We start from the raw sequence: 14,398 nt of genomic DNA, 5'->3' as shown, positions 1-14,398 counted from the left end.
ATGCGGTTCGGTTCACGGATCGGCGTGGACGTCGGGTCCGTACGCATCGGGGTGGCCCGCAGCGACCCTTCGGGCCTGCTGGCCACCCCAGTGGAGACCGTCCGGCGAGGTCAGGGCGACCTCGACCGCATCGCCTCGATCGCCGACGAACACTCGGCGATCGAGGTCGTGGTCGGGCTGCCCACCTCCCTGTCGGGCCGCGAAGGGCCGGCCGCCGCGCTGGCCCGGGAGTTCGCCACATCGCTGGCCGTACGCCTGGCGCCCACCCCCGTCCGCCTCTTCGACGAGCGGCTGACCACGGTCGCCGCCCAGCAGGGGCTCCGGGCCAGCGGCGTGCGGGCCAAGAAGCAACGCGCGGTCGTCGACCAAGTGGCGGCGGTCGTGCTGCTGCAGGACGCGCTCGACGTCGAGAGAGCCACGGACAGACCACCCGGCAGGCCCGTCGATCCGCCCTCCACGGCGGCCGACGGACCCGCCTCATGACCGGGCTGCCTTTCGGGGACGGCGGGGATCGGCCGGGGGTGGCCGCATGAGCAACCCACCGGACGACGACGACCTGATCCCGTTCGACCCGGACCCGAACCCGGACCCTGACGTCGCTGAGCCACCGGCCGTGGCGCCGGATGTCGCCCCACCGGATGCGGTGCCGGACGGCAGGGGATCTCCGGGGGAGGACGCGCGCCGGACGGCTGACCCGGCAGCGGACGACCGGGAGCGCCACGCGGACGATCTCGGCTCGACCGGTCCGTCCGAGGGTGGCAGGTCTTCTGATGGCGGCATGTCTGGCGGTGGCGCACTTGCTGACGGCGGTACGTCCGATGGCGGCATGCGTCCTGATGGTGGGACATCGGACGGTGGCACGTCCAGGGACGCGAACGAAACCAGGGACGGGGTCAAGGGCGGGAGTGCGTTCGGCCTCAGCGGTGAGGCCGAGGACGGCGCCGAGGCCAAGTGCGGCGGCGCGTCCAGGAGTGTGGCCGCGGGCGGGAGCACGGGTGGGGCCGGGCGGCGGGGGAAGCGGGCGGCGCTGCGCAAGGCGGCGCTGCTGGGCCTCGTGGTGGCGGCGTCGATCGTCGCGATCGGCGCCGGAGCCTACGGGGTGCTCAAGCCGTACCTGGCCCCCGACGACTTCGAGGGCACGGGCAGCGGGACTGTGACCGTGCGGATCCCGCCGGGCGCCAACGCGGGGGACATCGGGGCCGTGCTGGCCGACGCGGGGGTGGTGGCCAGCGGGCGGTCGTTCGTGAACGTGACCAAGGAGCGCGCCGTGGCGGGACGCCTGCGGCCGGGGCACTACCGGCTGCGCAAGGGCATGGCCGCGGGCGCCGCGCTCGATCTGCTGCTCGCGCCCGCCTCCCGGGTGATCAGGCGCGTCACCGTGCCCGAGGGCATGCGGGCGGGCGAGACCTTCGAACGGGTGGCCGCACAGTCCGGACTCGCGGTCAAGGAGTTGCGGGCGGTCGACACGGCTCTGGTCGGGCTGCCCAAGTATGCCCGGGGCCTCGAAGGGTTCCTGTTTCCGGCCACGTACGAGGTCGAGCCCGGCGACAAGGCCGTCGACCTGCTGGCCGCGATGGTGGAGCGGTTCCGCGCGGCGGCGCGGAAGCTGAAGCTGGTGGAGAAGGCGCCGCGGGTGCATCTGACCCCGCTGGAGGCCGTCACGGTGGCCAGCATGGTGCAGGCCGAGGGCGGCAGGGACGAGGACTATCCCAAGATCTCCAGAGTGATCTACAACCGGCTCCAGCGCGGCACGCCGCTCCAGATCGACAGCACCGTCCTGTACGCCCAGGGCAAGCGGACCCTGAAAGTCACCGAGAGCGACACCAAGGTCCGGTCACCGTACAACACCTACGCCCATACCGGGCTGCCTCCGGGCCCCATCGCCAATCCCGGAGAGAAGGCGCTGATAGCGGCCTTGCACCCGGCGAAGGGAGATTGGCACTGGTTTGTGACCACGGATCCGGCGCATAGAATCACCAAATTCACCAACAAAGAGAGCGAGTTCGTGAGATACCGGGAAGAGCTGAACCGTAACCTCAGGACGAAATGATGCTTGCCGGGACCCCCTTCGTCCCGCCGGGGATCTTCGAAATCCCCGTGCGGAACCCCCCAGCAGGGGGCCGCGCGCTCTTCCCGTCCTCTAGCATGGCTACCCAGAGTGATATCCGCCGGTCGTGGGTGCACGCCCGGCGGTCCCCCCGCTCGGTGACCCCCAACGGTTCGGCAGCTCCGCTTGACGCCGGGCCGGACGTACCGGGAGATTGGCCTGCGCACCTATGAACGATCTCGACATGGATTCCCTGCTCGGCGCCGAGGACGACGAAGGCTCCTCCCGGCGCCGCGCCCGAGGTAACGGCAGGAGCGGCAGCCGCAGGCGCCGCAGGCGCCGAAACCGGGGCGGTTTCATCGCGCCGCTGCTGGCCTTCATCGTCCTGGCGGGCATCCTCGGCGGCGGCGGCTATTTCGGTTATCAGTGGATCAGCGGCGCTCTGGTGCCCGACGACTTCACCGGTGCGGGCAAGGGCGAAGTGACCATCGAAATCAAGGACGGCCAGATCGCCTCCGACGTGGCGCAGGAGCTGGAGCGGCAGGGGGTCGTCGCCAGCGCCAGGGCGTTCACCAACGCGATCGCCAACGCCAACAAGAGCGGCGCGCTCCAGCCGGGCCAGTACACCCTGCGCAAGGGCATGTCAGCCGCCAACGCGGTGACGATGCTCGACTCGGCCAACAAGCTAATCGTCAAGATCACGTTGGAGGAGGGGCTGCGCCTCACCGACGTCCTCGGCCGGCTCGCCCAGAAGACCGGCAAGCCGCTGAAGGAGTTCGTCGCCGCCGCCAAGGACACCGGCGACATGGAGCTGCCCCAGTACGCCAAGGGCAAGCTCGAGGGCTACGCCTTCCCCGCCACGTACGAGTTCCAGCCCAAGACCACGCCGGCCGAGATGCTGTCGCAGATGGTCGACCGGTTCAACCAGACGGCGGAGAAGGCCGACCTCGTGGGCGGCGCGAAGGCCCTGCGGCGCACACCCGCCGAGATCATCACGATCGCCAGCATCGTCCAGGCCGAGGCCGGCCGCTACGAGGACATGCCGAAGATCGCCCGCGTCATCTACAACCGGCTCGCCCACGAGCCGGAGATGCAGCTGAAGATGGACAGCACGGTGTTCTACGGGCTGGGCAAGCGCGGCACGTCCGCGACGCACGCGCAGCTGGAGAGCACCTCCAAGTACAACACCTACAAATACCTGGGCCTCCCGCCCGGCCCCATCTCCAACCCGGGTGACCACGCGATCGAGGCGGCTCTCAACCCGGCCAAGGGCGACTGGCTCTACTTCGTCGCCACCGACCCGAAGAGCAAGATCACCAAGTTCGCCGTCACGGATGCGGAATTCCAGGTATTGCTCAACGAATACCGTCAGAACGGCGGCTGACGCCTCGGGCTGAGCGGCGGAAGCCGGCCACGCCACCGGTCTCACCGTCTCGTAACGGTGCCCAGCCCTGTGCGGGCTCAGCGGCCGTCTCCCTGGAGGCCCTGAGCTCCGTACGGTGACTGGGGCCTGCCGGGGCATGCCGTACAACAGAGAAGTCAGTCAGGGCTTTGAGAGGAGAAGCACGTGCGGGCAGGGGTGCTGGGAGCGCCGATCGGGCATTCGCTGTCGCCCTACCTGCATCGGGCGGCCTATCGGGCGATGGGGCTCGACGCGTGGAGTTACGAGGCCCTGGAGTGCGACGAGGCCCGGCTGCCCGGCCTGCTGCGGACGCTCAGGCCGCTACGCGGTGAGGTGCCGGGGGACGAGGGGGCCTGGGCGGGACTGTCGCTGACCATGCCGCTCAAGCGGGCTGTGCTGCCGCTGCTCGACAGCGTCTCCGACCTGGCCGTGGAGGTGGGCGGCGCCAATACCGTGGTGTTCCGCGACGGCGCGAGCCATGGGGACAACACCGACGTCTACGGCATCGAGCGGGCGCTGGCCGAGGCGGGGGTCCCGGCGCCGAGGTCGGCGACCGTGCTGGGCGGCGGCGCCACCGCCGCTTCGACGCTGGCGGCGCTGCGCGGTCTGGGGCTGTACTCCGCGACCCTGCTGGTCCGCGATCCCGCCAGGGCGGGGGAGACGGCAGGGGTGGCCGAGCGGCTCGGGATGGCGCTGGCGGTGGAGACGTTCGACAAGCTCGATGTCTCGACGCGGGTGGATCTGGTGGTGTCCACGCTGCCGGGCGGTGTGGCCGACGCCTTCGCGGCGCGGCTGGCGGGAGTTCCCGCGCTCTTCGACGTGGTCTACTCGCCCTGGCCGACCAGCGCGGCGGCGGCCGTCCAAACTGCGGGCGGCACCGTGGTCGGAGGGTTCGCGATGCTGCTGCACCAGGCGGTGCGGCAGGTGGAGCTGATGACGGGCCGGACGGATGTGCCGGTGGAGGCCATGCGCGCGGCCGGTGAGGCGGAGATCCTCAGACGGGCGGCCAGTCGAACGGGTTGATCAGCTGGACGTCGAGGCCCACGAAGTCCTTCACATTGCGGGTGACGAGGGTCCAGTCATGCGCGCGGGCGGTGGCGGCGATGAGGCCGTCGACGATCGGGAGCGGCCGTACGGCGTGCATCCGCCCCCATTCCTCGGCCACGGCGACTCGGTGACGGGCAGCACCCGAGCCCTGAACCGTTTAGCCAGGATTCGTAACCACCTGCCTGGAGTGGGTCGCGGCGACACAGCAGCTCGACACCTTTGCGGAGCTCGCCGAACATCATGACACTCACATAGAGGCTGGGCCCGGTGATGGTGTCGAGCCACCCCTGCACGCTGTCGCCTCTGGCACGCTTGGTCATTTCCGACACGGCGTTGGTGTCGAGAACGTAGCTCACTCGATGCCCTCGAAGTCGGTACCCCGCATCGCGCTGCTCTTGTCGCGGGTGAGATCGAGCGCGCTCAGGTCGGGACCTGAGAGCAGGAATTCCTTGAAGTCGGGCTGCTCACCCTTGAGCCGGCGGTATTCCTCGATGCCAAGGATCACCGCCACATCCTGCCCGTGCCTGGTGACGATCTGCGGTCCCTCGTCATAGGCCCGACGGACGACCTCGCTGAAGCGCTGTTTGGCCTCCCGCAGCTGCCATCTGGTCTCTTCGAGCTGTTCTACGTTCATGCCCTAGAACTTTGGCGCAGAGACTCTGGCCAGCGGGGATGATTCGAAGAAGCCTGGTGGTTGTGGTAATGTAACTCCCTGATCGGTCCGGCATGCCTTGCTGGACGCGCAAGCGGAGGTCTCCCTCCCACCTGTGTCACCGAGAGGTGGCCGGGTCCAGGATCACGCCGGACTTACTCCGGGGAGCTTACGGCCACGATGCCAATGAGCTCAGTGGCCCCGCATGCGCGACGTGCGGGGCTTTTCGCGTTTGCGCGGAGTTCCTCGGCACCGAGCACGTACGGGATCGCAAACCTAGGAGGCCCCATCAGCACTGAGCCCCGCATCAACGAGCGTATCCGAGTTCCCGAGGTGCGCCTCGTGGGCCCGAACGGCGAGCAGGTCGGCATCGTCTCCATTCACGATGCCCTCAAGCTCGCTCAGGAGGCCGACCTCGACCTGGTCGAGGTCGCGGCCACGGCTCGACCGCCCGTGTGCAAGCTCATGGACTACGGCAAATTCAAGTACGAGTCCGCGATGAAGGCGCGCGAGGCGCGCAAGAATCAGGCGCACACGATCATCAAGGAGATCAAGCTCCGGCCGAAGATCGACCCGCACGACTACGAGACCAAGAAGGGTCACGTGGTGCGGTTCCTCAAGGCGGGGGACAAGGTCAAAGTCACGATCATGTTCCGTGGTCGCGAGCAGTCCCGGCCGGAACTCGGTTTCCGCCTGCTGCAGCGGCTCGCGGACGACGTCCAGGAGCTGGGATTCGTCGAGTCCCACGCCAAGCAGGACGGTCGTAACATGATCATGGTGATCGGTCCGCACAAGAAGAAGGCCGAGGCGAAGGCGGAAAAGGCCGCAGCCAAGGCCCAGCGTGGCGGCGAGGAGCCTTCCGCGGAGGAGTCTTCCGAGCAGGAAGCCTCCGTACAGGAAGCGTGACCCGCGGTTCGGGTTAGCCTTAACAGCACACCCCGAACAGCCACCCCACCAGACGAAGACGCCGCGACCGGGTCGGCCAGCACCGGCCCGGCCACCGGCACGGACGAATTGAGGAGAGACGGCGAATGCCGAAGATGAAGACGCACAGCGGTGCGAAGAAGCGGTTCCGGCTGACGGGCACTGGCAAGCTCGTGCGTCGCCGTGCCAATCGCGCGCACTACAACGAGTGGAAGTCGTCTACGTTGACGCGCCGTCTCAAGAACGAAGTCGTCCTGTCCGACGCTGATTCCAAGAAGATCAAGAAGCTGCTCGCCAAGTAGCGCGACCCCCGGGGAGAAGAACATGGCACGCGTGAAGCGGGCGCTCAACGCCAAGAAGAAGCGCAAGGTCGTCCTCGACAGGGCTTCCGGTTACCGTGGCCAGCGGTCACGTCTGTACCGCAAGGCCAAGGAGCAGATGCTCCACTCGATGACGTACGCCTATCGGGACCGGAAGGACCGTAAGGGTGCCTTCCGCCGTCTGTGGATCCAGCGGATCAACGCCGCGGCCCGTCAGAACGGCATGACGTACAACCGCCTGATCCAGGGTCTGCGACTGGCCAACATCGAGGTCGACCGCAAGATCCTCGCCGATCTCGCGGTGAACGACAGTCAGACCTTCGCCACGCTCGTCGAGGCCGCCAAGAAGGCGCTGCCGGCGAACGTGAACGCCCCGGCCGTGAGCTGAGGCGATTGAGGACCGAGCCCGGCGAGGCTCTAGCCGAGGGCCCACCTGACGGTGGGCCCTTTGCTGTGTGCCCAGCCGGTACGCCCGGCCGTACACACCATCAGGGGAGAGCATGGCGGGATCCGAGCTGACCAATGTGAAGTCGCCGCGCGTGAAGGCCGCCAGGAGGCTCGCCAAGCGCGCCTACCGGGAGCAGGACCGCAAGTTCCTGGCCGAGGGGCCGCAGGCCGTGCGCGAGGCGCTCAAGCTCGACGGGGTGACGCTGGAGCTGTTCGCCACCGCCGAAGCCGAGCTCCGCCACCCCGAGCTGATCACCGACGCGACGCTCAAGGGCATACCGATCCACCGGGCCAGCGGCGAGGTCATGTCGGAGCTCTCCCAGACCGTGACGCCGCAGGGGCTGCTGGCCGTCTGCCGGCTGGTGCACGTGCCGCTCGACGACGCCCTGTCCGGCGAGCCGCGCCTGGTCGCGGTCCTCGCGCACGTGCGCGACCCCGGCAACGCGGGCACCGTCATGCGCGCCGCCGACGCCGCGGGCGCCGACTCCGTGATCTTCACCGACGCCTCGGTCGACCCGTACAACGGCAAGTGCGTACGCGCCAGCGCCGGCAGCCTGTTCCACCTGCCCGTCACCATCGGTACACCGGTGGCCGCCGCAGTGCGTCAACTCAGAGAGCGCGGACTGCGCGTGCTGGCGGCCGATGGCGCGGGCAAGCACACGCTCGACGACGTCGACCTGTCGGGCCCCACCGCGTGGATCTTCGGAAACGAGGCCTGGGGCCTGCCCGAGGAGGTTCTCGCCGAAGCCGACGATGTGGTCAGAGTGCCGATCTACGGACAGGCCGAAAGCCTCAACCTGGCCACCGCGGCCGCGGTATGCCTTTACTCCTCCGCCAGGGCTCAGCGAGTGTCCTAGGCGGCTGGAAACCCGCTATTGTCGGCCTTGTAGGCGGAGGAGGCGAGTTCGTGCACGGCGTGGACACCGATGGTCGAGTGGTTGCCTCCGCGTGCACGATAGCCATCGACGATCTTCCAGACGGCCTCATCGTGTCCGACGGATTCGGCCGCGTGCTGGCCGTCAACCGGGCCGCCGCGCGGCTCACCGGCGTCACCGCCGAGCGCGCGGTCGGCAAGGACATGAACGAGGTGTTCCCCTTCCGCGACCACGACGGCCGCGAGTGGTGGAAGGCCCTCGACCCGGAGGGCGGCCTGCGCACCCGCAGCAGGGTGCCGGAGCGGCCGCTGCACCTGCCCGGCGGGCAGGAGCTCTACGTCGCGGCCCGGCTGTCCCGCGAGCCCGAGCGGTGCGGCGACGTCGAGCGGGTGACGATCACCCTGCGTGACGGCGGCGCCCGCGCCCGGCTGGAGCGCAGCCGCGCCGACCTGGTGTCCACGGTCGCCCACGAGCTGCGCTCGCCGCTGACCAGCGTCAAGGGGTTCACCGCGACCCTGCTGGCCAAGTGGACCCGCTTCACCGACGAGCAGAAGCGCGTCATGCTCGAGACCGTCAACAACGACGCCGACCGGGTGACCAGGCTGATCACGGAGCTGCTCGACGTCTCCCGCATCGAGTCGGGCCGGCTGGAGCTGCACCGCCAGGTCGTCGACGTGCCCGCCAGAGTGCGGCGCATCATCGCCGGTCGTGTCGCGGCGGGCGAGGCCGAGGACCGCTTCCGCCTCGTCGGCGACGACGACCTTCCCGAGATGTGGCTCGACCAGGACAAGATCGACCAGATCCTCGGTAACCTGATGGAAAACGCGGTGCGCCACGGACGCGGCACCGTCACCATAGAGATCGAGTCCGTCGGATGGGGAGTTGCCGTGTCGGTGCGCGACGAGGGCGAGGGCATCGCGCCCGAGCTGGCTCCGCGCGTCTTCCGGCAGTTCTGGCGCGGCAACAGCCGCCGGCGCGGCGGCACCGGGCTCGGCCTGTTCATCGTGAAGGGTCTGGTCGAGGCGCACGGCGGCACGATCATCGTGCAGCGCGCGCCCGAGGGTGGGGCGGAGTTCCGATTTACCGTGCCCACCGGCACCCCTGACTTCGCCACTGTGTAGCCCCCTGCGACAGGCGGGCGCGAGTCGGGCCCGGTGGGCGGATCCCACTAGACTCTGTCAAGCTCAAGCCCTGGATACGGAGCTCACTCTTGTCTGACTACGACCCCGTCGAGGTGACACCGTTGCATGCCGACGAGCTGTCCCGCATGGAGGCCGACGCCCTGGCGGCGATCAAGACGGCCGGCGACCTCGACGCACTCAAGCAGGCGCGGCTGGCCCACGCCGGTGACCGCTCGCCCATCGCGCTGGCCAACCGCGAGATCGGTGCCCTGCCTCCCAAGGCCCGTGCCGAGGCCGGCAAGCGCGTCGGCGGCGCCCGCAAGGCGATCAACGAGGCGCTCGCCGCCCGGCAGGCCGAGCTGGAGGCCGAGCGCGACGCCCGGGTCCTCGTCGAGGAGGCCGTCGACGTCACCCTGCCGTGGGACCGGCAGCCGCTCGGCGCCCGCCACCCGCTGACCACCATGCAGGAGCGCATCGCCGACACGTTCGTCGCGATGGGCTACGAGGTGGCCGAGGGCCCCGAGCTCGAAGGCGAGTGGTTCAACTTCGACGCGCTCAACATCGCCACGGACCATCCGGCCCGCTCCGACCACGACACCTTCTTCGTCGAGTCCACCGAGTCGGGCATGGTGCTGCGCACCCAGACCTCGCCGGTGCAGGTCCGCGCGCTGCTGCAGCGGGGCGCGCCGTGCTACGTCATCTCACCGGGCAAGGTGTTCCGCACCGACGAGCTCGACGCCACCCACACCCCCGTCTTCCACCAGGTCGAGGGCCTGGCGATCGACGAGGGGCTGACGATGGCCCACCTCAAGGGCACGCTCGACCGGTTCGCCGAGGTCATGTTCGGCGAGGGCATCTCCACCAGGTTCCGGCCCAACTACTTCCCGTTCACCGAGCCGTCGGCCGAGATGGACCTCAAGTGCTTCGTCTGCCGCGGCGCCTCGGCGATCCCCGGCAACCCGCCGTGCCGCACCTGCAAGTCCGAGGGCTGGATCGAGTGGGGCGGCTGCGGCATGGTCAACCCGCGCGTGCTGATCGCCTGCGGCGTCGACCCGTCGACATACTCGGGCTTCGCCTTCGGCATGGGCATCGAACGTACGCTGATGTTCCGCCACAACGCTGAGGACATGCGCGACATGGTCGAGGGAGACGTGCGCTTCACGCTTCCGTTCGGAATGGAGATCTGATGAAGGTCCCGCTCTCCTGGCTGCGGGAGTACGCCGATCTCCCGGCGGTCACCGCCCAAGAGGTGGCCGACAAGCTCACCGCGGCAGGGCTCAAGCTCGAGTCGATCAGCTCGCACGGTCACGACGTGAAGAACGTCGTGGTCGGCGAGGTGCTCGAGATCGAGGAGCTGTCCGGTTTCAAGAAGCCGATCAGGCACTGCAAGGTCGAGGTGGGGGAGGCGATGCCGCGCGAGATCGTCTGCGGCGCCACCAACTTCGCCGTCGGAGACCGCGTGCCGGTCGTCCTGCCGGGCGGCGTGCTGCCCGGCGGCTTCGAGGTCGGCGCGCGCAAGACCTACGGGCGGCTGTCCGAGGGCATGATCTGCTCCGAGCGCGAGCTCGGCCTCGGCGACGACCACGGCGGCATCATGGTCCTGCCCTCCGGCACGGCGATCGGCGCCGACGTGGTCGAGCTGCTCGGGCTCCGCGACGACGTGATCGAGCTGGAGATCACCCCCGACATCGGCTACGCGCTGTCGATCAGGGGCGTGGCCCGCGAGGCCGCGACCGCGTTCGAGGTCCCGTTCCACGACCCCGCCGACGTAGAGCTGCCCGCCGCCGACGAGCAGGCGTGGCCCGCCTCGATCGGCGACGCGGACGCCTGCGACAGGTTCGTGCTGCGCGAGGTCACCGGCTTCGACCCCGCCGCCCAGAGCCCGCTCTGGATGCGCGTACGCCTCACGCGGGCCGGGATGCGGCCGGTGTCGCTGGCCGTCGACATCACCAACTATCTGATGCTGGAGCTCGGCCAGCCGCTCCACGCCTTCGACCGGGCCAAGCTCACCGGCGAGATCGTCGTACGCAGGGCCGGTCAGGGCGAGACGCTCGAAACGCTCGACCACGTCACCCGCAAGCTCGACCCCGACGACATCCTGATCACCGACCAGTCGGGCCCGATCTCGATGGCGGGCACGATGGGCGGGCTGGAGACCGAGATCTCCGGCGAGTCGACGGACATCGTCATCGAGGCCGCGCACTTCTCGGCGACCGGCATCTCCCGCGAGTCCCGCAGGCACAACCTCGTGTCCGAGGCGTCCAAGCGGTTCGAGCGCGGCGTCGACCGCGAGCTGCCGCTGGTCGCCTCGTGGCGGGCCGTGCGGCTGCTGGCCGAGCTGGGCGGCGCCACCGTGCGACCGGGCCTCACGCACGCCGAGGTCGACGTCGCGCCGGCCCGCATCGCGATCCCGGCGAGCCATCCGGGCGACGTGGCCGGTGTGCCCTACGCCAAGGAGACCGTCGTACGGCGGCTGGAGCAGGTCGGCTGCCTCGTGACCGACGGCGACGACCCGGCTGTGCGCACGGGCGGCGTCGACCCGACCGGGGTCGTGACCGGCGGCGAGCTGGCGGCCAAGCTGGCCGTCACCGGCGACGACGTGATCACGGTAACCCCGCCGTCCTGGCGGCCCGACCTCACCGACCCCAACGACCTGGCCGAAGAGGTCATCCGGCTCGAAGGCTACGAGCGCCTGCCCTCCATCCTGCCCAAGGCCCCGGCCGGAGCCGGGCTGACCGAGGGACAGCGGCTGCGCAGGCGAGTCGGCAGGACACTGGCCGCCGCCGGTTACGTCGAGGTGCTCGCCTACCCGTTCATCAGCGAGGGCGACTTCGACGCGCTGCAACTGCCCGCCGACGACGCGCGCCGCCGCGCCCTGCGGCTGGCCAACCCGCTGGCCGAAGACGAGCCGCTGATGCGCACGACGCTGCTGCCCGGGCTGCTCAAGACCCTGGTACGCAACGCCGGGCGCGGCTTCTCCGACGTGGCGCTGTTCGAGTCGGGGCTGGTGTTCCGGCCCCGCGAAGGAGCGCCGGGCGCCGCGCCGGTGCTGCGTGTGGAGGACAGGCCGAGCGGCGACGAGCTGGCCTCGATCGCCGCGGCCCTGCCCGACCAGCCGCACCGGGTCGCGGTCGTGCTGGCCGGCGAGTTCGAGCGGTCCGGCTGGTGGGGTCGCGGGCGCCAGGAATGCTGGGCCGACGCCGTACAAGCGGCCCGGCTGGTGGCGGCCGAGGCGGGAGTCGAGCTGTCGGTCATCGCCGACCAGCACGAACCCTGGCACCCTGGCAGGTGCGCCGCCCTCTACGTCGGTGACACGCTCGTCGGCCACGCCGGTGAGCTGCACCCGCGCGTCGCCGAGGCCTACGGGCTGCCGCCGCGCTCCTCGGCGATGGAGCTGGAGCTGTCCAGGCTGGAGTCGGCGATGCCGGGCCCGGCCCAGGCGCCGGCCGTCTCCTCCTACCCGGTCGCGACCCAGGACGTGGCGCTGATCGTGCCCGACTTCACGCCGGTCGCCGACGTGGAGGCGGCGCTGCGTGACGGGGCCGGGGAGCTGCTGGAGTCGATCCGGCTGTTCGACGTCTACGCGGGGGAGCAGGTGGGGGAGGGCCACAAGTCGCTCGCGTACACGCTGCGCTTCCGCGCGGCCGACCGCACGCTGACGGTGGAGGAGACGACGGCGGCTCGCGACGCCGCCGTGGCCATGGCCGCCGACCGCGTCGGCGCCCAGCTCCGCAGCGCCTGACCACCTGCTACGGCCGCGTCCGATGGCCGATCGCTGTTCCGAGGTCCGGTACGGTCCGCCGTACCGGGCCTCACGCGTGAAAGGCCGGAGATGAGGCATCTGCTGGTGTTCGCCGAGCGCGACGACGCCGAGGAGGTCGCGGAGGCGCTGGGCGAGCGGTTCCCCGCGCTGGGGACACCCCAGGTCGTGCGGGAGACGCTCGCCGGCGAGGACGACGCCGAGGACGCGCAGTGGCTGGTCGTCCTGGAAGGGCTCGACGAGGACGGCCTGCCGGAGGTCGACGCGCTCGTGGAGGACCACGACGGCTGGCGCGAGCCGGGCTGACCCGCGCCGACGCCACGTGGGCAGGGCCCTGTCCCACCGAGGGACGTCCGGTCCGGGCCCGTGGGCCCGGCCTGGTCCGGATGGGTGTCAGGCGGGGAGCTGGGCGGCTCGGCGGGCCTTTTCGGTCAGTGCGTGCTCGTCGGTGCGCGAGTCGTACCGGCGGAACTTCGGCAGCGCCGCCGCCAGCCCGGCCACCGCCGCGACGCACAGCACGCCGCCCGCTCCCAGAGAGAACCGGGCGCCACCCATCTGCGCCATCAGCCCGGCGCGCGCGTTGCCGAGCATCGGACCGCTGGCGTAGGACAGCAGCTCGATGCCGGCCAGCCTGCCCCGCAGCTCGTTGGGGATCGTCTGGTTCCACATCGTCATGCGGAGGATGCCGCTGATCATGTCGGCGGCCCCGGCCAGCGCCAGGCAGAAGAAGATCGCCCAGATGTTCGGGATCGCCGCCGCCAGTGCCATCGCGGCACCCCACAGCGTCGCCGCGATGATCACGCCCATGCCCTGCCGGTGTACGCGCGCCGTCCAGCCGCCGGTGAGCGAGGCCACCAGGGAGCCCACCGCACCCGCCGAATAGAGCAGTCCGAGTGCCTGAGGCGCGCCCAACTGGTCGGCCAGGAACGGGAACAGCGCCGTCGACATCGCGAACAGCATCGCGGCGATGTCGACCAGGTAGGTGCCGATCAGATCGCTGCGCCCGGCCGCGTAGCGCACGCCCTCGACCAGCGAGCTCAGCGACGCGGGCGCGGCGTCCTCGGCGGGTGGCACGGCCCGGATCCGCCAGAGCAGCACCAGGGACAGGACGAAGCTCACCGTGTCGATGCCGTAGGCGACGGCCGTGCCGAACGCCGTCACCAGCAGCCCGCCGAGAGCCGGGGCGACGATCGCGCCGAGGTTCCAGCGCAGGCTCGCCAGCACCGCGGCCGCGCCGAGCTGGTCGTGCCTGACCACCTGCGGGATCAGCGCCTCCAGGCTGGGCCGTTGCAGGCACGCGACGCCCATGGCCAGCGCGCCGACCACATAGAGGACCCAGGTCTGCGGGTGGGGGAGGAGCGAGTTGACCATGAGCAGGCCCGAGGTCACCATCAGCCCCAGCTCGCTGAGCAGGATGACCGTGCGCCGGTCGAGCGCGTCGGCGATGGCGCCGCCCCACAGCCCGCACACCACCATCGGCACGAACTCGGCCAGGCTCACCAGGCCGACCGCCACGTAGGAGCCGGTGAGCTCCTTCATCTGGTACGGCACGGCCACCATGGTGATGAACGTGCCGAACATCGTGATGACACCCGAGGCCATGAGCAGCCGATAGTCTCGCGAGTCGCGCAGCGGGCCCAGATCGGGCACCAGCCCGCGGAGCAGGCGTTTCAGTCGATCGGCCACAAGGTGTGATTCTGCGCTGCAGCCCTCGACATGGGCAATCGGTTTTCTTCCGGCACGCGGCTGGGCCCCCGGAGAGAACTCCGGGGGCCCAGGGAGACATCGGCGGGTCCTGTCCAG

Annotated in this window: 14 protein-coding genes and 1 pseudogene; 12 read left to right on the top strand and 3 right to left on the bottom strand. The window is 70.2% G+C overall.

All coding sequences use genetic code 11. The features are described from left to right. The 4 genes from ruvX (at window position 1) to AB0F17_RS36790 (ending at window position 4,472) form a co-directional block, all read left to right on the top strand. Window positions 1-483 (top strand): Holliday junction resolvase RuvX, encoded by a 483-nt coding sequence (ruvX, locus tag AB0F17_RS36805; RefSeq protein ID WP_358032413.1) that lies wholly within the window; start codon window positions 1-3, stop codon window positions 481-483. Window positions 484-529: 46 nt separating this feature from the next. Further along, a complete protein-coding gene (mltG, locus tag AB0F17_RS36800; RefSeq protein WP_358032410.1) occupies window positions 530-2,050 on the top strand; it encodes an endolytic transglycosylase MltG in 1,521 nt (506 codons plus the stop codon). A gap of 226 nt (window positions 2,051-2,276) precedes the next feature. Then, on the top strand, window positions 2,277-3,431 hold the full coding sequence (gene mltG / locus AB0F17_RS36795) for an endolytic transglycosylase MltG (RefSeq protein ID WP_358032408.1): 1,155 nt from the start codon (window positions 2,277-2,279) through the stop codon (window positions 3,429-3,431). A gap of 183 nt (window positions 3,432-3,614) precedes the next feature. Beyond that, complete coding sequence (locus AB0F17_RS36790) at window positions 3,615-4,472, top strand: shikimate dehydrogenase (protein ID WP_358032405.1); 858 nt, start codon at window positions 3,615-3,617, stop codon at window positions 4,470-4,472. Here AB0F17_RS36790 and AB0F17_RS36785 read toward each other — a convergent pair. Further along, window positions 4,444-4,614: a hypothetical protein gene (locus AB0F17_RS36785; protein ID WP_358032402.1), complete on the bottom strand. Its 171-nt coding sequence runs from the start codon at window positions 4,612-4,614 to the stop codon at window positions 4,444-4,446. The two genes, AB0F17_RS36790 and AB0F17_RS36785, sit on opposite strands and share 29 nt — an antisense overlap. A 234-nt stretch (window positions 4,615-4,848) precedes the next feature. Continuing rightward, window positions 4,849-5,130: a type II toxin-antitoxin system Phd/YefM family antitoxin gene (locus tag AB0F17_RS36780; RefSeq protein WP_358032400.1), complete on the bottom strand. Its 282-nt coding sequence runs from the start codon at window positions 5,128-5,130 to the stop codon at window positions 4,849-4,851. A gap of 306 nt (window positions 5,131-5,436) precedes the next feature. Between AB0F17_RS36780 and infC the strand changes: the two are divergent. The 8 genes and pseudogenes from infC to AB0F17_RS36740 form a co-directional block, all read left to right on the top strand. Then, window positions 5,437-5,949 (top strand): annotated as a pseudogene (infC, locus tag AB0F17_RS36775) (translation initiation factor IF-3); the annotation flags it as partial. 230 nt (window positions 5,950-6,179) lie between these two features. Then, on the top strand, window positions 6,180-6,374 hold the full coding sequence (gene rpmI, locus AB0F17_RS36770) for a 50S ribosomal protein L35 (protein ID WP_214638609.1): 195 nt from the start codon (window positions 6,180-6,182) through the stop codon (window positions 6,372-6,374). A gap of 22 nt (window positions 6,375-6,396) precedes the next feature. Next, entirely contained in the window at window positions 6,397-6,780 is a 384-nt protein-coding gene (rplT, locus tag AB0F17_RS36765; protein ID WP_358032397.1) for a 50S ribosomal protein L20, read from the top strand. Between the two features lie 112 nt (window positions 6,781-6,892). Continuing rightward, window positions 6,893-7,696, top strand: a complete 804-nt coding sequence (locus tag AB0F17_RS36760) for an RNA methyltransferase (RefSeq protein WP_219538507.1) — start codon at window positions 6,893-6,895, stop codon at window positions 7,694-7,696. A 50-nt stretch (window positions 7,697-7,746) separates the two neighbouring features. After that, entirely contained in the window at window positions 7,747-8,835 is a 1,089-nt protein-coding gene (locus AB0F17_RS36755; RefSeq protein ID WP_358032394.1) for an ATP-binding protein, read from the top strand. Between the two features lie 146 nt (window positions 8,836-8,981). Continuing rightward, window positions 8,982-10,022, top strand: coding sequence for a phenylalanine--tRNA ligase subunit alpha (pheS, locus tag AB0F17_RS36750; RefSeq protein ID WP_358032784.1), 1,041 nt, complete (start codon window positions 8,982-8,984; stop codon window positions 10,020-10,022). Beyond that, on the top strand, window positions 10,022-12,577 hold the full coding sequence (locus tag AB0F17_RS36745; protein ID WP_358032391.1) for a phenylalanine--tRNA ligase subunit beta: 2,556 nt from the start codon (window positions 10,022-10,024) through the stop codon (window positions 12,575-12,577). Before pheS ends, AB0F17_RS36745 begins: the two co-directional genes overlap by 1 nt. A gap of 90 nt (window positions 12,578-12,667) precedes the next feature. Beyond that, window positions 12,668-12,901: a hypothetical protein gene (locus tag AB0F17_RS36740; protein WP_358032389.1), complete on the top strand. Its 234-nt coding sequence runs from the start codon at window positions 12,668-12,670 to the stop codon at window positions 12,899-12,901. Window positions 12,902-12,988: 87 nt separating this feature from the next. Here AB0F17_RS36740 and AB0F17_RS36735 read toward each other — a convergent pair whose 3' ends face one another. Continuing rightward, window positions 12,989-14,281: an MFS transporter gene (locus AB0F17_RS36735; protein ID WP_358032387.1), complete on the bottom strand. Its 1,293-nt coding sequence runs from the start codon at window positions 14,279-14,281 to the stop codon at window positions 12,989-12,991. Between the last annotated feature and the right edge of the window lie 117 nt (window positions 14,282-14,398).

Source organism: Nonomuraea sp. NPDC026600, from assembly GCF_040638335.1.
Taxonomy (GTDB): Bacteria; Actinomycetota; Actinomycetes; order Streptosporangiales; family Streptosporangiaceae; genus Nonomuraea.
Note: the sequence above shows the minus strand (reverse complement) of the source record. Positions and strands in the feature narration are given on the sequence as shown.